This is a genomic window from Citrobacter sp. RHBSTW-00017 (assembly GCF_013797615.1).
Classification (GTDB): Bacteria; Pseudomonadota; Gammaproteobacteria; order Enterobacterales; family Enterobacteriaceae; genus Citrobacter; species Citrobacter braakii.
On record NZ_CP056899.1, the window covers coordinates 2946741 to 2962679 of the forward strand.

General features: G+C 51.4%; 17 protein-coding genes. 2 read left to right on the forward strand and 15 right to left on the reverse strand.

The features are described 5' to 3' along the window. Nucleotides 1–41: 41 nt before the first annotated feature. Genes HV037_RS14265 through HV037_RS14295 form a run of 7 tightly spaced genes read right to left on the reverse strand, consistent with a single transcriptional unit; the run spans nucleotide 42 to nucleotide 8120 of the window. A complete protein-coding gene (locus HV037_RS14265) occupies nucleotides 42–1400 on the reverse strand; it encodes a hypothetical protein (protein ID WP_049041273.1) in 1359 nt (452 codons plus the stop codon). A 9-nt stretch (nucleotides 1401–1409) separates the two neighbouring features. Continuing rightward, entirely contained in the window at nucleotides 1410–2354 is a 945-nt protein-coding gene (locus HV037_RS14270; RefSeq protein ID WP_181500108.1) for a DUF6453 family protein, read from the reverse strand. Continuing rightward, the gene (locus HV037_RS14275) at nucleotides 2354–5602 is read right to left on the reverse strand and encodes a DUF1983 domain-containing protein (RefSeq protein ID WP_049041277.1); all 3249 of its coding nucleotides are present in this window, start codon (nucleotides 5600–5602) and stop codon (nucleotides 2354–2356) included. Before HV037_RS14275 ends, HV037_RS14270 begins: the two co-directional genes overlap by 1 nt. Before the next feature lie 54 nt (nucleotides 5603–5656). Continuing rightward, on the reverse strand, nucleotides 5657–6256 hold the full coding sequence (locus HV037_RS14280; RefSeq protein WP_049041279.1) for a tail assembly protein: 600 nt from the start codon (nucleotides 6254–6256) through the stop codon (nucleotides 5657–5659). After that, nucleotides 6244–6975: a C40 family peptidase gene (locus HV037_RS14285; RefSeq protein ID WP_049041282.1), complete on the reverse strand. Its 732-nt coding sequence runs from the start codon at nucleotides 6973–6975 to the stop codon at nucleotides 6244–6246. The genes HV037_RS14280 and HV037_RS14285 overlap by 13 nt, the downstream gene beginning before the upstream one ends. Nucleotides 6976–6987: 12 nt before the next feature. After that, the gene (locus HV037_RS14290) at nucleotides 6988–7761 is read right to left on the reverse strand and encodes a phage minor tail protein L (protein ID WP_049041285.1); all 774 of its coding nucleotides are present in this window, start codon (nucleotides 7759–7761) and stop codon (nucleotides 6988–6990) included. Between the two features lie 8 nt (nucleotides 7762–7769). Beyond that, nucleotides 7770–8120: a phage tail protein gene (locus HV037_RS14295; RefSeq protein WP_049041287.1), complete on the reverse strand. Its 351-nt coding sequence runs from the start codon at nucleotides 8118–8120 to the stop codon at nucleotides 7770–7772. 165 nt (nucleotides 8121–8285) lie between these two features. On the opposite strand from HV037_RS14295, the gene HV037_RS14300 reads away from it, so the two are divergent. After that, entirely contained in the window at nucleotides 8286–8744 is a 459-nt protein-coding gene (locus HV037_RS14300) for a hypothetical protein (RefSeq protein WP_065242451.1), read from the forward strand. A gap of 45 nt (nucleotides 8745–8789) precedes the next feature. Here HV037_RS14300 and HV037_RS14305 read toward each other — a convergent pair whose 3' ends face one another. Next, on the reverse strand, nucleotides 8790–9014 hold the full coding sequence (locus HV037_RS14305) for a hypothetical protein (RefSeq protein ID WP_049041291.1): 225 nt from the start codon (nucleotides 9012–9014) through the stop codon (nucleotides 8790–8792). 20 nt (nucleotides 9015–9034) lie between these two features. Here HV037_RS14305 and HV037_RS14310 point away from each other — a divergent pair, with 20 nt between their 5' ends. After that, entirely contained in the window at nucleotides 9035–9610 is a 576-nt protein-coding gene (locus HV037_RS14310) for a hypothetical protein (RefSeq protein ID WP_049041294.1), read from the forward strand. A 91-nt stretch (nucleotides 9611–9701) separates the two neighbouring features. Here the strand turns inward: HV037_RS14310 and HV037_RS14315 are convergent, their stop codons facing one another. The 7 genes from HV037_RS14315 to HV037_RS14345 all read right to left on the reverse strand — a co-directional run bounded on the left by HV037_RS14315 (nucleotide 9702) and on the right by HV037_RS14345 (nucleotide 15893). Beyond that, nucleotides 9702–10112: a hypothetical protein gene (locus HV037_RS14315; RefSeq protein WP_175330120.1), complete on the reverse strand. Its 411-nt coding sequence runs from the start codon at nucleotides 10110–10112 to the stop codon at nucleotides 9702–9704. A 62-nt stretch (nucleotides 10113–10174) separates the two neighbouring features. Continuing rightward, entirely contained in the window at nucleotides 10175–10399 is a 225-nt protein-coding gene (locus HV037_RS14320; protein WP_049041295.1) for a hypothetical protein, read from the reverse strand. Further along, the gene (locus HV037_RS14325; protein ID WP_103283914.1) at nucleotides 10399–13530 is read right to left on the reverse strand and encodes a phage tail tape measure protein; all 3132 of its coding nucleotides are present in this window, start codon (nucleotides 13528–13530) and stop codon (nucleotides 10399–10401) included. Before HV037_RS14325 ends, HV037_RS14320 begins: the two co-directional genes overlap by 1 nt. Then, nucleotides 13530–13817 carry a DUF1799 domain-containing protein gene (locus tag HV037_RS14330; protein ID WP_035895695.1) on the reverse strand — a complete coding sequence of 96 codons (288 nt, stop codon included), beginning with the start codon at nucleotides 13815–13817 and terminating at the stop codon, nucleotides 13530–13532. The genes HV037_RS14325 and HV037_RS14330 overlap by 1 nt, the downstream gene beginning before the upstream one ends. Nucleotides 13818–13834: 17 nt before the next feature. Next, nucleotides 13835–14173, reverse strand: coding sequence for a phage tail assembly chaperone (locus HV037_RS14335; RefSeq protein ID WP_049040904.1), 339 nt, complete (start codon nucleotides 14171–14173; stop codon nucleotides 13835–13837). Between the two features lie 40 nt (nucleotides 14174–14213). Then, nucleotides 14214–14744 (reverse strand): KilA-N domain-containing protein, encoded by a 531-nt coding sequence (locus HV037_RS14340; RefSeq protein WP_049040902.1) that lies wholly within the window; start codon nucleotides 14742–14744, stop codon nucleotides 14214–14216. A 216-nt stretch (nucleotides 14745–14960) separates the two neighbouring features. Beyond that, nucleotides 14961–15893, reverse strand: a complete 933-nt coding sequence (locus HV037_RS14345) for a phage tail tube protein (protein WP_049040900.1) — start codon at nucleotides 15891–15893, stop codon at nucleotides 14961–14963. Between the last annotated feature and the right edge of the window lie 46 nt (nucleotides 15894–15939).

Here is a 15939-nt window from a genome sequence, read left to right on the forward strand (position 1 = left end):
ACGGGTATGCCATGCTTTAGGCATACCCGCAGTAATGGTGATCACAGCTGAGTATCCTGCTGATTTTCAGTACGCGTCTGCTCAGCTTGTTCCATCGCTACTCTCATCTCTTCCTGACGCCGGTTCCGGATACTGTCTGCTGGCATTTCAACACGCAGATCCACCCAGCGCCCTGAAGGGATATCGACAGGTTCCCCATTTTTTACCGTTTCGATAAAATTCCCATCATCAGACTCGTAGCCAATTAAATTACGTGCAAACTCCGGTGCTGACGGATGTGTCCGGTGATACGTTTTCAGCAGAATGGAACCGTCTGATTCAATTTTATAATCCACCCACAGCAGGGGTTGTTTGTTTCGGTCGAGCGGTATCTCAATGCCTCCATCGATCCCCCCCCATTCAGGAGTTGAGTTGAAGCCCAAAACACCGGAAATACGATAAACGCCAAGGTCAAGACGTTCTGTCGAAGCTCCTTCAGCCTGGTAGTTAACCTCCGCTGATCCGTCTCCTTTCAGTTTAACAATCGGAGATGCTTTTTTAATGAACCCGTTGCTGTCCACCGTGGTGTTGGCAGTATCGTACATTGTCCGCGAGAATACTCCGACACCTGCCTGGGCCGATATAACCGTCACTGTACCAGAAGGTGAGTAAGGTATCTGAATCGCCCCCGCTGTATCTCCCGTTTGTAACCACAGACTCGCACCGAATGTTGTGGACGGAACACCCGGTGGGGTAGTGTTATTTCGAAATACGCAGGATCCATAATTAATAAGTGCCGAATAAATGTCATTATTCGAAGCGGCATTTATAACAACATGCCCCGCTGTACCATACCCAAACCCCCACATACTACCAACAAGAGGTACATTCCCATCCTGTGTGCCTGCGTTTCTTGTTGCTGCGGTTCCTAAACCAAGAGATGTTCTGGCTCCTGAACTGGTTGTTGAACCGGTTCCCCCCTGGTTAACAGGGACAGCCCCGTTACTTTTTGTTGCCATATTATCGGCAAGGTATTTCCAGGATGGGCCGGTAAACGTTGATTGGTCAGGTAACTTTACAGTTATTGTCCCGGTACCGCTGAATACCTGCTGCCAGTTCTGTTTGTCGTAGTTCAGGCCGCGAAGCGCCTCTGCGCTCTGGGTAACCAGTGCAGCGGTAACCATATTCAGCGCTACGCGGGGAACGGCTGACCAGGCGGCGCCTGATTGTGTGGGTCCGGTATAATTACTGACGAGCGTCAACGCTGTACCACTTTCCACGGACTTAACCGGGAGCGTATAGGGAATGCCGCCGACAGTGACAACAATAAAATCTCCGGCCGCCACCTCTGTGGTAAATGACGTTCCTGCCCCTGATACCAGAGCAGAGTTATTCGTCAGGGTTAAGGTTCCTGCTGACATACGTTTTCCTCAGTACATATTGGGAAGAATGAGAATGGGCATGGTGATATTTCTGTTTCTGGTCATATCCCATGAACCGGAGTTGTGGTTAGCAAAGACTTTGTTGTAGGCTGACCTGACATTACCACCGGACATCACGACGCCCTTCGTCCGTATGTTTCCGTAACCGCCATCCATACGAACCTGCACGCCGGTATAAACTATCTGGCAGAACCCGCCGCCAATATTCTGGAAAGCATCGGTGATCTGAATTTGACGGTCATACACAAATGGGCGTTTCAGCGTGGAGAACGTGACCTGACCTGCTGCGTTGGTCATCGTAATACCGTCTCCGCCAACTGGTGCGGTCTGGTTGAATATCACCAGGTCTATCGTCGCCGTTCCGGCCACGTCGTCCCGCCCTGTGTAGGAAATATCGCGAACGATGATACTGGTGCCATCAAACCCCACCGACACATTCGGGTTATCCCATTTGCCGAAAGGAATACCGCTGACCGGAAGCGCAGCGCTGCCGCTAACCGTAATGCGCCCGTAATAAGCGCAGGTCATCAGCGCAGCCTGATTGGATATAGCGGTAAAGTCAGTCGAGTTTGAAACCAGTAAACCTTCGTTATACGTCGCCGCAGGCAGCAGCTCCATAACGTAGCCTGACCAGTCAGGGACAATGCTTTTCCCACCGATTGTCTCAGCCCCGATAATCACCCCTGAATCACCGTTTCGGGTGACGCTGCTCATTATGGCCACATCAAATTCAGCAAAGGAATAGATGTAAATGGGATTGGTTGGCACCACGATAGCCTGTGAGCCAGGAACGAGTGGCGTATTGACAGGGTACTGCATGAACTGGGATGACCAGCCCGAGAAGGATGTACAAAAACTCGGGGCGCGAAGCCCCGCAGTAATTGCCATCACCGGACGGCCATCGTTGTAATCAATCAGAATACCTTCCGGCATTATGACCACCTCCCGACGACAACCCGTCCACCACCAGACAAATTAACGGTCAGCCCATTTCCGTTGATGACGACAGTGTTATTGGTGCCGTTAAATGCAAAATTACCGTTGTTGGCATAAATTGAACCACGGACAGTGACATCATTGAATGTCGCATAGCCTGATTTGTTGATATGCCAACCAACATTACCGGTACCATCCCAGGTGTTAGACTGAATGTAATTACCAATTTTTGTATTGATAATAGTGCCATCCTGGATGAAGCCAGAACTGATAAACACCTGACCATTAACAACAGCAAAGGGTGAATACTGCGTATCACCGCTGCCACTCATCAGGACGAACTGGTTGGCGTTAAATCCGACGCGAGTGACCACCGGCTTACCCGCTTCGGCCAGTACCGCAATTGATATCCCGGCACTGTAAAAAATACCGTTGATGCGCACTCCGGCTTTCAGGGTATGAATAGCCGTCGCACCCGAAGCATCGACAGTAGCAGTCAGTTTGTCCTCGAGAGAGGCTGTCACATCTTTAATCTGCGCCTGTACCTGGGTGGTCATTTCAGCCATCGCTTTATCAACATCAGCAATGGTCGTTTTGACCACCAGAATATCCGCGCGGACTTCACCATACTGCGCCCACTGATGTTCAGCCGTTGCGTGGTTGGCCAGCGCGTTCTGCAATGCGGCTTCGAGGTTGGTATCAATGTCGCTTGTCAGGCGGTCACCGTCTGCAGACGTCAGGAAGTCATCAGCAATATCGCCCAGGTAGTCGTCAGCATTCGCATTAGATTCACCACGAACCCAGTCGGTCCAGTCACTCTGATTACCAATACGGTCGACCAGGCGAGCCCGGTACCAAAATTCAACACCAGCCTTTAAGCCCAGTTGTGTGTAGGTGTGTTGCGGATAAGGAACTCCGGCAAGCAGCAGAGGGTTATCCCCATTGCCGTTTACTGAATACTGCAACTCAGTCTGGAGGGTGTCACCTGTATCAACCGGGAAGGACCAGTCAACCTGAATACCCCAGTTGATTGCTGTGGTGCGCAGACCAACCGGTTTGGGAACTTCCCCTGTACGCCCAGTGAGATGAGTCAGAACAGAAGATGCCCACAAACTGGAAGCGCCACCAGAATTAATAGCGCGGACTCGCACAAGGTAATCACCGGAAAAAATTCCGGAGACCTCTATATTGCGTAGGCCTGCTTCGGGAATATTGATCCACTCATTATCACCACGTTTCCACTGTGCCTGATACGCGACGATATCAGCCTGAGGTTTCCCGTTTTTATCTACTGGCGCATCCCAACTCGCAACCATAGTGGCGATACGCTGCCCCTGGCGGACCGAATCGTAGCTGCTAATTGCGATGTTCGACGGTTGCCCTACCAGGCCTGTCGGTATCAGACTGATCGGTGGCGTATCCAGTCGGGCATTGTTATCAACGGCATCATATTTCGCCCCGTTGTACTCTGCACCGGTGATACTATAGGTGTTCTCCTCATCGTTAAATGTCAGATTGGTTACACGGAAATACTGGAGGCGCAACTGACCTGCATCGATAACAAAAATGGCATTAGGTAATGGCTCAGCAGTAAAGGCAGTTGCCAGTATCAGTTGCTGGCCATTAACTGCCTGGATGGTTCGGCTCTCAACGGTACCACCCTGAGTACGAATCATCAGAGTGTCGCCAGGTACGGCACTTGTACCCCGATCGGTAGTTACAGATTTCAGCGCGGCGTTGTAATCAGTGATACGTCCACCATAGACACGGCCAGATAGCCGTTCATCTGCAAACGCAAATACGGTCCCAGGCACATAAGCGAAGCCATCAAGTCCCGTCTGAACAGTGATAATGCGATCCAGCGAGTTGGAGTAGACGGCCCACCCTCCGCGGCGCTGCGCCTCGCTTTCGCGCGTGCATCCGATTGCAGTGAGTTGTGTCTGCTTAAACTTGAACTGTTTTACCAGGTCAGGAAACATTACTGCTGTAGTTCGGTCCTGATAGTGATTCTCCGGATCGCTAAAGTTAATCAGCGCTGAGCTATATCGGTTCTTTTCACTTCCGCTGGAGTACGTTGGCTTACCGACAACAGAAGCTCGAGTGAGTATCTGAAGTTTTGACGTATCCGCAGGCATATCAGAGACAACATTGAACATATTGTTGCCCCAGAACGTCATGCCATTGAAACCAGCCGCAATATCCTTAATCACCTGCCAGGCATCGGCCTGAGCCTGGATATAAACGTCAAACATAAAGCGAGGCTCGGTACCGCTGCCACCCTTACCATCCGCCACCTTCTGGTCGCAGCGCTGGGCAATACGATATAACTCCCATTTATCGAGCATCGCTGGCGTAACCCTGCGACCCAGGCCGAAGCGAGGTTCAGTAAGAATATCGAACCAGATCCATGCAGGATTATTCGTCCATCCCCACTTGAATGTACCGTCCCATGTACCGCCATAAGTGCGTGTAATCGGATCGTAGTTCTGAGGGATGCGGATTACCCGACCTTTAGGTTTACAAGAAATCTTCGGGATATTGCTGAATGACTTTGCGTTGAATGACACATACAGCAGCGCAGTATGCGGATAGCGCAGGCGAGCATCTATCACCTCGGTGATCGCCTGTACCTGCGTTTTGTTCTGGAGCATCTGGCTGGTACTGTCGTCGGTATCGCGCACGACCCGAATCTGCCAGCCTGTGTTCGCTTTCGGCAGGTTAATACGGTGTGTCAATTCATAGAGAGAGCTGAGTTTCTCCGTAACCGTTTTGGTCATTACCGTCGCGTAAACCCCACCATCAATGGCAAGATCGATATGGTACTGAACAGTTGTGCCAACGATATCGCCATCATTCTCCTGCTGCTGAAGCCCATTAATACCGACACGCACCAGAACAGCATCGATTTGGGTATTGCTAATTGCCCTTGTCCATGGAGCGACTTTCGTCAGCGAAACACCAATGCTGGTTTCGTTTTCTACCGCAGGAAAGCCGGGGATCGTTGTCTGAATCTGAGTTCCCGGGCGAAAATCCCATGACACATTCTCAAAATTCATAGAGCCATCAGAATTGCCCAGCGGCGTACCATCCAGGAAAATGCGCGTGGCATCCAACCCACCTGCAAACTCACCTTCCCCCAGAGCCAGAAGCATGCGGCAGCGAGCCATTGACTGCGCGGAGTCCGGCTGTTCTACAGGTGTATGCTGTTTTTGGCTGCCGCCCTTCGCACCAGTAATCGTTGCCATATTGCATCCATAAAAAAGCACCCAATTGGGTGCTAATTGAAAGATAAGGAGTCGTCAGATATCTTCGGCAACTATGCCGGCACTGATGATGGCGCCGCCGATTTCTCTTTCTCCGTAAAGAATGGCAACTGGGTTGCCCATTGCCAGGGTGTTTACCGAACCGCCGAAAGCGTAGCTCGGCTTGTTGTCAGGGTCATCACGACCCTGTAGTCCTTTGGGTTGGGGTGACAACATCTGGTAGATACCTCCAGCCATCATTGATGCACCGGACATTACAAGCCCAGCCCCGAATGTCAGACCTGCCCCAGTCCAACTAGTCATCACACCAATAATTACACCAGCAACAACCATCACCGCCCCGAGAATGGTCTGGAACATGCCCGCCTTCTTCGCCCCTTCCATCACTGGCGCAATGCGGATATCGCTATCACCGGACAGGTCCTTAAAATCATCCACGCCAATGTTGCGCTTGCCGCGAAACACCGCGAACGTCATGCCGTTCTTTTTGGCGTTCATCAGGTAACTTTCCAGCCCGTCCAGGTTGATACAGAGCGCCTTTACAGCTTCTGCCGACGTCTGCACCGCCAGTTTATGCACGCGCCCGAATCGTGCGCCGAGTGTGCCATACAGACGAATAGTGGTTAGCCGCGCCATGGTTTAATCTCCTCTGACAGGTCTTTGTGGCGGACGCAGATCATCGTCCGGTCTTTGAAGTAGCCGCGGGCATACGGCGTGACGCAGGATGGCTGGCCGTACAGATGGTGAAGCAGTTCGCCTTCCTCGGTAATGATCCCCGCATGGTTCCACTTACTGGATTCAACCTGCATGATGACCATACAGCCTGGCGATGGGTCGCATTCGACAAACCCCTCCCGCTCCCAGTTATCGAAATACAGGTTGTCTGGGTAGTGGCTTTCCCACCACGGATAATCGACCCGGAAATCATTCAGCGTTACACCCTGGGTGGCATGCCAGTCCATGACCAGTCCCCAGCAGTCGTGAGAGCCAAGGATGAACGGGCGGCCGATTAGCGGAATAGCATCCGGGGTTATCTCGGCGTATTCATCGCAATCAGGCGCATATATTCCCCATACCACACCTGACTGGTTGCATTGCTGGCGATCGAGGTCTGAGGGGATAGCCCTGGCTCCATCGCCAGGATGCGAGTGAATGACTCGAATAATGGTCCCTGCATCCTCGGCATTTGCCCAGTACTCACCATCAATACGGAAATGCTCAGATGGGTTTTCATGACTGTTCGGTACCGAAATATATCGCTGACGCCGTCCTGATTGGATGACAAAGCCGCAGCACTCTCGTGGCGACTCCTCCAGAGCATGCGCCCGGATAGCAGCCATAATAGTTTTGTTCATTGGTATTTCCGTTTATCGGGAGAAGAGAACAGTTGCCGGGAATCCACCAAAATCGAGGGTGGCAGTATTGGGTTCAGCCAGGCCCGCACCAAATCGCTTGCGGCAATCGCTCAGGCAACCACCGCACACGTCAAGCGCAGGGTCAGCAACCGCATTCCCCTTCGCATCAAAATACGCTGTTCCGTTGTAGGTGCAGCCGTCACCGCTTCGGTACTGGCCGCGCAGCGCCCACTCGCACAGCGATGTAATTTGACGGGTGGGAATAACCAGGTTCTGCAAATCCGCTGGGCTACTCAACGACCACGTAACCACCTCATCATCTTCTGAGGTTTTGGTGTCCAGCCAGAAGGTCTGGAGCGTGAACATTGTCGGATCAGCTGTTACATTCACGCCTCCTGGGAAGTTTGCCGCATCAAGATATACCGCATAGGTATCGATGATGCTCACCTTCGCATTGACCATATCTTTGAACTGTAGGCACAGCGCGGTGATGTGTCCGTCGAGGTTAGACACGCTCAGCTTCGGTTCTGCGGCCTGGTCGGTTGACAGTGCAAGGTCGGATATTTGGAACGGCCAGAAGTCGAAGGTTTTACCATCCCAGATGATGGGTTTTGGTCCTAGCTTTGCCTCATCGCCGTTCGCAGCATCAATCTCGGCGGGAGAATGAGGAAATGGTGAATAATGGAAGCGGTGAATACCGCCACTGAACTCTGAAGCATCTACTTCGACCAGGCGGACTCTACCGCCCGGCGCCAGCATTGCAGCTGTATCAATCAGTGCTGTCATGCTCCACCTCAGGCATAGACGCCATAGGCGCGCTTAATCGTGAATGTCAGCTCAGCGAATTTGCTGCTAATCTGGTTTTTGCGCACGGAGTCGGCGACAACGCGGTACAGCCCCTTATCTTCACCTGGCGGAGTGATGATGAAGGCTTTCACAGTATGTGCCAGCAGAAAGTCGCGAACGGTATTCACTTCAGAGTCAGCGCCGACGTGTTTCATCGGCACCTGAATGGCCGTGGAGTTGATGCCGTTCTCAGCCACCTGCTCGTAGCCATCGCCAAACTGTGCAGACCGCACCGTCTGGCTGTATTCCACGGCACCAGCACCGAGCTGTGAATGCCAGATATAGGTTTCAACCGCCATATTTACTCCATAAAAAAACCACCCAGAGGTGGATACTGTTTGAATATTAGGATGTGTTTATGCTTTAAGTATGTATAAGCTGTATGCTCAGCCCGCTAAGCGATAAAATTGCGGCACCACCCTGTTGTACTGGCGTTTCATCTAAGAAAATCAAGGACATAAATATTGGATAAGTTTGATCGTGACCTGCAACGGAACCTCCTTACCATATGCCTTGCCGCATACCCTGGGCATACCTCTTGGAGTGATTTTTCACCAGAGATTGCCGCCGTTGATAGCATTAAGTTATCAGCCAATATCCTTTATCTAAAAGAGCACGGGCTACTGACAATACGCGAACAGAGGAGTGACGACCCTTATTCATTTCTCGATCACATGCGCATCACTTGTCGTGGGATCGATTTTATGCAGGACGACGGCGGTCTTTCAGCAATTCTTAATGTCACCACCATCAAGTTCCACCGAGAGGCCGTTGTTGTCCTTGAAGATCTTATAGCCATTTCGGACATGGATAGTGCTGACAAAGAAAAGGCTAAATCCACTTTAGGGGAGTTATCTACTGAAGCGCTTAAAGTCGTCATCCAAACTGTAACAACAGCCGGCATGACTGCACTAATGAAGTGATAAGGTGGATTTAGCATCATTAATCAGGATCGACTCAGCATAAAACTATAGGAATAACCCCGGCGCAATATGATGGGTTTTTATTGACGGTTTATGACCGTTCCGGAAATCAAGAACTTCAAGATGCTTGGGGAAGTCGATGTTTCCTGTGGGGTTTACCACAGACTTTAGCTTCCCTCCCAAATCGTAAGTGGCCGCATGGTTCCCGAATGCGATTTTTGAGTAATTATCACCCAAAACAATAACCGCAAATTCAATTTTACTAGTCATGAAAACTCCTGAGGTTAATTATGAATTTTTACGTGTTTATGAATGTGGCGCAGTTCGATGTTGTGCCAGACTCTATGATTCAGATTATGTCTACGACCGATAACATCGGCGCCGTACTCCGCTCGCATCTAATCTGTGAGCAACTTGCAGAGGCTTGGGTATGTGGAATATGTAATAATGAAAATGTTTTCGGTACAGCAGATGATAGGGTCAAAATCGAATGCAATGCCAAGCTTAAAGTTGCTCGAAATCTAGGCCTCCCGATTCCGCTCTATAATGCAATGAAAAGACTAAACACATTAAGAAACCTGTTCGCTCACACTCACCAAGCGGATATCAGCGACAATGTAATAGCCTCAATTACGGACAATATCAGAAGCATGTCCCCTGATCGTACATTGGTCGGATTAGCAGATCCTGAAATAGAGATTTACGATGAAGACGGTTCAGTTCAAGGCAGGCACCTCTTCAGTAGCACAGCTACTCCAGGTAGGATAAAACTTGCTGTTTTAACTGCAGAAATAATCAGGCATACAGTTCAGAAAGCTCAAGAAATTAACACTGCACGCTCGATCGCTGATTTCACTATGAGGTGACGCTTACCTCTCGGCTATAGATGTAAAAAAGCCCCGCGTTAGCGAGGCTTGGGTTTGGGTGGTGGTGGTGGTTAGAAGGCTCTACATAAACTCATTTGGATGGTGTGGCACCGCAGCGGCTAACATAAGAGTTTCCGTCAAGATCTATCCATGACTCATCTCTTCCATCGGGGTATATCGCTTTTTCTCCGATCTCATAATTCACACCTTTAGAAAACGCCCCTTTGGGAGTCATCTTGATATGAACATAGAAAGGATGGTAGCCAACATACGCACCAAACCCATTCTTCCCAGCAACCCTGCCACATACGAAACCGCTCACAACATCCCCGGACTGCTGGTTTTTGTCCAAATTGAACCTAACCATTTTAAATTTGGCGCTATCGGGATCCATCAACCCATTTGCAATTTCTTGTTGCCCGAGTTGTAGTGCTTTTTCCTCTGAAGGTTTACACGCAGTAAGTGCAATACAGGCCAAACTTAAGCAAAACATTTTTCTCATTATCATCCCCATGATTATCATGTTTTTTCTCATGATAACCAGGGGAGATAGGGATGTAACGATCAGAAACTAGTAGCGACCGCTTTTAGCGTACCCTTAGCAGTGGCAATGGCAAGCTCTTCAACTTGCTTAAGGGTCAGGTCTAGCTGATATGGCAAGTTAACAGGGACACTTGCAATGCGAGTGCAATCGTCTGGGCCATAGAAAGTCACGAAGGCACTGATCGCCTTTCCATTTTCGTTGGCATACCAAACAACATCAGAGACCTTTACTTCTGCAATTTTCATTAGTATTTCCCTCTAACGGCATTCCACAGCGGAGTGCCTGGTTTTCTTACTTGAGTATTAATGGTGTCAATCATCGCATCGTTGAGTTGCCTGCCAATAGCTGCAGCATTTGCTGAGCCACCTGTATTGGCCTGTCCACCTGAACCAATGTTTATGTCACCAAAACTGACGCTGATAATTGGCACACCAGAGTCTGCCGCCCCAGCCTGATTTCCCCCAACAAGCCCACCAGAAGCGTAACGGCCTAAATTACCGTTGTTCATTAGACGATATAGGTTATCTACGCCGATCCGCCTAGTGGCTTCTTTGGTGAAAACGAACTCATCTTTATGCACGATGCCTGCGGGTTCATATTTACCGCCCGCACCTGTGTAACCACCGGAATCAAACAGGCTAACTCCAGAGTTTGCAGCGCTGGCATATGCTCCGCCTGGCGTGTTGCCACCAGCACTACCGCTAATCCACCCCATCGCAGCCTGAACGGCGTAAGCCACAAGCAACTGATTCGTTACCTGCGCGATCATCTTCAACATGGACTTGGTGAAGTCTTTGAAGCTTGCAGTGCCGGTAGTAACCAGATCTGTCAACATGTCGGATAGACCACTGAAGGTTGAACCGGCCACATTTCGCATTGCTTCAAACGTGTTTGTTGCTGAGTCGGCATAATCGGCCCAGCCCCGCTTTGCGCCAGCCTGCCAGTCGCTGCGAAGTTCATCTTCTTTCCGGTAGGTCTCCTCTTGATCTGCGAGAACCTTTTTCTGAGCGTCTTGGTTAAAGCCGTAGGATTCAGTCAGGTGCTGGCGCGTCGCCTCCCTTTCAGCCTCTCTGGTGGACAAGCCTCTAGCTGCTGCCGCAATTTTCGCCTGCTTGGCAGACTGTTGCTGGGCGAACTTAGTTGCCTGGTCAGCCAATGAGTTCAATTTTTGCTGCTTGGCAATTTGATCACCCAGTCCGGCATTAATATCTGCCTGGGCCAGCAGCTTCTCTTTGTTCGCCAGCAACGATTTTTCATCGAAAGTTAATGCACGCCCTTTCGGATCGTTAGCTGTGGACTCGAGGATGGTGATTTTTGAGATTAACTCCCACTGCTGCTTACGCTGCTGGCTGATTACATCGTTGATGTCACGATGATCCTGCAGCGTTTTGAGCTGCGCTTGCAGAGCTAGAGTCTCAGCATTGTAGGTGTCGGTTGAGCGATCACCGGCTGAAACCTTAACGGCTGGAGTCTTGGGAGTTTTGTCCGGATGAAACTGTTTATTAATGGCATCCACAGCCTGCTGCCGCTGTGCTGAGCTCCAGTCGCCGGGCGAGGCCGCAACATTTTTCCAAAGTTCAGACAGGGCCTTGCTGCGCTTTTCCTGCCATGTAGCTGACTGTTCGAGGATGCGATTTCGATAAATCAGGGCATTAGTTCGCTTGTTATCAGCCTCGGTTCCTTGCTGAATAGAAGCATTAATATCTTCCTGAAGCTGAGCAGCTTGTTGAAGTGGCGCTATTTGTGCCTTTAAAGCACTTATCGCTGATAACTGAGCTTTCCTACGTGCGTCATATTCCTGATCGTTACTGTTCGCATCATAGCTATATCCATATCCCTGACGCTGTCTATCTGGAAGCAAGGCTTTCTCACGCTCAGCAAGTTCGGACTGCATCTTGCGGAGCATGTCGTTCGGAGCTTCAGGGCGACCAATATTTAGAAGTTCATCCCACATCCCCTTAAGTGCCTTGCTGACGCTACCAGCAGCTCTCTCAATTAATCCCATGTTGTCGAGGATTTGCTGGCTGCGCTTTTGCTCAGCCAGGCTATAAGCTTTTGCAGCCGCCTCTGCTGCTCCCTCTTTATCACCCCGACGCTCCAGTGCCGAAATGTAGTCGTATTGCGATGAGGTAAGGAAATGGAGCGTAGAATTAAGATCCTCCGCCGCCTTGGTTGGGCTGGCATACAGCTTTTGGAAGTTCTTAATGGTGGCGTCAACAGACTGGCCAGTGGCCTCCTGCATCGCCAGCGCCGCCCTGGTAACTGTTTCGAGCTGCTCCGTTTTAAACGTCCCTGCCCCAACCACCTCCGCTAGCGTCCGAGCGGCAGCCGCAACCTTACCACTGGAGCCTCCAATTTTTTGAGCCATGTCTGACAGTTGGCTCGCCGAACTGGCCGAATAATTACCCGTGAGTATGAGCTGCTTATTAAACTCACTGGCTTCCTGGCTGCCTTTGTACCAAGCTACAGCCATCGCCCCGAGACCTACAACCAGGCCGCTAATACCTATCGTTACAGGATTAATGAAACCTAACAGAGTGCGTAAATAGTCGCCCACCCCCGTTAGAGCCCCTTTAACCCCACCGAACTGGTCTTTAATCTGCCCTCCCTGCTGTAGCAGGATCAGGAATGGCGACTGCCCACCAGCCAACTGCGTAGCGATGTCAGTGAACTGTGCTGGTAGCGTTCGCAACGCCTGGTTGTACTGCCCCACAGAGATACCAGCTCGCCGGGCAGCGGCCTCCTGTCGGGACAACGCTTCAGGCAGTACGTCAGCGACACCAGAAAGGCGCTCACGCGTCTGGTTGAGAATGCCGTTGAAATGCTCGAACTGCGCGCTATTGATGCGCCCCGACTCGAAGTGCGCCACAAGCTGCGCATGCTGCTCATCCAGCGAGTTGAATGCCCGGATGGTAGGGTCGATGGAACCCAGCAGGTTTTTCAGCGCAGCGGATTGCTTCTCGGCGGCCTGGGTGGCTGCCAGTTCAGCCTGAGCTTTCGCCGCTGCTTCGCCAGTGTCGGTCAGCTTTAGGCGGGTATCGTCCAGGATTTTGCTATACGCCTGGAACGAATCGGTATCAAGGAACCCCTTCGTCTGGAAGTTACGCAGCGCTGCCTGCTGCTCGTCAAGCCGGTTCAGCGCCTTGTTTACCGGGTCGATGTTTTCCAGCAGCCCTTTCAGCGCGGTCTGCTGTTCCTTAATCCCTGCCGTGCCTTGTTTGGTAGACTCAGCACCGGCACGGAAAACACTGTTCAGGTCATCAGCCTTGCCGACGGCGCCGGCCGCCGCTTCTCCGAGTTTATCCAGTTCATTGCTGGCTGTTTTCAGGTCGGCAACATCAGCCCTCAAAGTAATCGAGGCGATTTGGTCTGACATTATTTCGTCTCCTTATGCATTACCTTAAGTGCCTCGCTTTCCATGATTTGAAGGTCAGCCATACAGGCCGCCGCATCCTCAACCCCGTGTAACTCAAACATCCAGGGGAGTACGTTGTAATCAAGGCCGGTCGCCCCGCTCGCGCCAACGCGCCATTGGGTCGCCAGCGTGGAGAAAATGGTGAAAGCTTTCCATACCGACGGCAGAATCCCCACCTCTTCCTCTACGTCCTCAGGCGTTAAACCAAAAGCGCTCAACTCCGCAAGAGTCGGCCCCGGCGTATACATCGCTGCGGCGACCTGCCTTAGTTTTTTTCGCGGATGCCCATGAGTTCCTTGGTGTAAGCCAGGCCGATGCTGTCAAACGCGCGAGGGTAGTTCTTCAGCAGGACGATCACGTTATCGCGGGTGAGTTCATCCGGCAGCGCCCAGCCATCGACGATTTCCATCAGGTAATCGGCCTGCGGCTCAATAGCAGCTTTCTTGCTTGCTGCATCCTTTTGCAGTTTCTCGTCCATCGCGCGCAGCTCTTCCAGCGTCTTATGGCGGAAGGTGAATGTAAGCTTGCCGTCTTCAGTACCGGCGCGCGGGATGCTGGCAATTGCGGAGAAGGTTGGGTTTGGGATCAGGGAGAATTGGGTCATTTCGGTTCCTTAGAAAAAAAGAAACCCGCCGGAGCGGGTATTAGTTAATGCCGGGCAGATACATCTGGACTTCGTCAGCAGCACGCTCCCGGACTGAATGCAGGAGTTGTTTGCGCCCACCAATACCCCACTTAGCCATCTGACTTGCACACTGGCTAATTGCTTTGGTTTCAGTGTTGATGATGTGGTCGATTTTGTTCAGGCGCGACATGGCACTAATACCCAGACGCACCACTGTTCTAAATACTTCGTACACTTCAATCTCAAACTCTGGTTTTATCCAGGCGGCATAGCGGATTGCCAGAAGTTCAATGCCCCATGCACCACTTTGATCACCGCCTTTTATAACCTTAAGTGGTTGATTTTGTTCCGAAGCACTTTTTAGTGCTTTGGATTTTAGCGCTTTAACGAAGCGTTTGATCTGCGCGCTACGCAGGAAGACGCTGGGCCTTTGTGACTCAGTAGCCTCTCCGTTAGCTACCGCTGCCGCATGAAGATCGTTAAGACTGTACCGGCCTTCGTCATCAACGCGGACGGAGACCCCATTCACTGAGACGGTTGGGTGATTCATGGTGTGTACCTTTTAAAAAGCGAACCTGTTCACACAGAAAAGCCGCCCCAAGAGGCCCACCGGCACTAACGGCAGTTCTCAGGAACGCTTTCTGAAAGGTTCTTGGTTAGAGAGCGCGTGTGAAGGCGCAGTTTGAAAAGATGGGTAATGCGAATACAGAAAATTCGCCAGCGGTACTCATTGCGAAATAAAGCCCGGCGAACCGGGCCTGATTGGTTAGCTGACAGTAACGGTGCATGCCGCCGACGTTAGGGTCTTGCCTGCGGCGTCAGTGACTTCGCAGGTGTACGAACCGGCATCACCGGAAGCGACCGACGGAATATTGAATGTTGATGCAGTTTTGCCAGGAATGGCTGTGCCGCCCTTCTTCCACACGTAGGTGTAAGGTGCAGAACCGCCCTGCATGACCACAGCCAGGTCCAGCGCGGAACCCACGGTCGCTGACTTCGTGCCAGGCAGGTCGGTCAGGAACGCCAATGGCGTAGCGGAGGCATCAACAATCGGGTAAATCTGCATATCCGATTCGAAGTTCATGCGTGCTTCATTGCTTTCCACAGCGTTAATTTCGGTCTTCGGCACTTTCTGGAAGGACACCTTGGCAGAGTAGTAACGATCTGCTTTCCCGCGCGGGTTGTGGAACCATACCGCCGTGGTATCGCTCGATTCATCAAGCTCAATCAGACGTTTGTAGATAGCCAACTGCGGGTCATGAGCGAAAGTGTAGACCTGCACCACGGCGTTTTTAAACGTCGGGATAGTACGGGCCTTATCATCCTCCAGGAACTGGATGCTGATAGTCTGCTGGTCGCCACCTTCGGTAGATAAGGTCATGACCTGAGGCATGGTGATCCACGAATCGATTTTACGAAGCGTACCCGCACCGGTACCTGCCGGAAATTTCGTGGTATCGGTGGTATCGAACGCTTCCAGCACGATTTTAGTACCGGTGACTGATTTGACGCGCACCACCATGTTGTCGAGCTTCAGCCAGCCAGAGCTGACCTGGACGACATCACCCGCGAGGATGCCAGCCGCAGAGGCAACGGTCAGTTCGCATTCCGTTGCATTGGACGCCGCAGTGAAGACAATCGGCGCAAGATAGGCCTTGGCCACGTTTACACGTGACCCGTTAGGGATTGCGAATGCCATAGCATTCTCCTGAATTTATGTAATAAAAAACCCGCCGAGTGACGGG

What these genes read in the sequence shown, in the direction of transcription:
- HV037_RS14265 (WP_049041273.1), bottom strand. Translation starts at nt 1,400, where the DNA reads ATGTCAGCAGGAACCTTAACCCTGACGAATAACTCTGCTCTGGTATCA.
- HV037_RS14270 (WP_181500108.1), bottom strand. Translation starts at nt 2,354, where the DNA reads ATGCCGGAAGGTATTCTGATTGATTACAACGATGGCCGTCCGGTGATG.
- HV037_RS14275 (WP_049041277.1), bottom strand. Translation starts at nt 5,602, where the DNA reads ATGGCAACGATTACTGGTGCGAAGGGCGGCAGCCAAAAACAGCATACA.
- HV037_RS14280 (WP_049041279.1), bottom strand. Translation starts at nt 6,256, where the DNA reads ATGGCGCGGCTAACCACTATTCGTCTGTATGGCACACTCGGCGCACGA.
- HV037_RS14285 (WP_049041282.1), bottom strand. Translation starts at nt 6,975, where the DNA reads ATGAACAAAACTATTATGGCTGCTATCCGGGCGCATGCTCTGGAGGAG.
- HV037_RS14290 (WP_049041285.1), bottom strand. Translation starts at nt 7,761, where the DNA reads ATGACAGCACTGATTGATACAGCTGCAATGCTGGCGCCGGGCGGTAGA.
- HV037_RS14295 (WP_049041287.1), bottom strand. Translation starts at nt 8,120, where the DNA reads ATGGCGGTTGAAACCTATATCTGGCATTCACAGCTCGGTGCTGGTGCC.
- HV037_RS14305 (WP_049041291.1), bottom strand. Translation starts at nt 9,014, where the DNA reads ATGACTAGTAAAATTGAATTTGCGGTTATTGTTTTGGGTGATAATTAC.
- HV037_RS14310 (WP_049041294.1), top strand. Translation starts at nt 9,035, where the DNA reads ATGAATTTTTACGTGTTTATGAATGTGGCGCAGTTCGATGTTGTGCCA.
- HV037_RS14315 (WP_175330120.1), bottom strand. Translation starts at nt 10,112, where the DNA reads ATGAGAAAAATGTTTTGCTTAAGTTTGGCCTGTATTGCACTTACTGCG.
- HV037_RS14320 (WP_049041295.1), bottom strand. Translation starts at nt 10,399, where the DNA reads ATGAAAATTGCAGAAGTAAAGGTCTCTGATGTTGTTTGGTATGCCAAC.
- HV037_RS14325 (WP_103283914.1), bottom strand. Translation starts at nt 13,530, where the DNA reads ATGTCAGACCAAATCGCCTCGATTACTTTGAGGGCTGATGTTGCCGAC.
- HV037_RS14330 (WP_035895695.1), bottom strand. Translation starts at nt 13,817, where the DNA reads ATGTATACGCCGGGGCCGACTCTTGCGGAGTTGAGCGCTTTTGGTTTA.
- HV037_RS14335 (WP_049040904.1), bottom strand. Translation starts at nt 14,173, where the DNA reads ATGACCCAATTCTCCCTGATCCCAAACCCAACCTTCTCCGCAATTGCC.
- HV037_RS14340 (WP_049040902.1), bottom strand. Translation starts at nt 14,744, where the DNA reads ATGAATCACCCAACCGTCTCAGTGAATGGGGTCTCCGTCCGCGTTGAT.
- HV037_RS14345 (WP_049040900.1), bottom strand. Translation starts at nt 15,893, where the DNA reads ATGGCATTCGCAATCCCTAACGGGTCACGTGTAAACGTGGCCAAGGCC.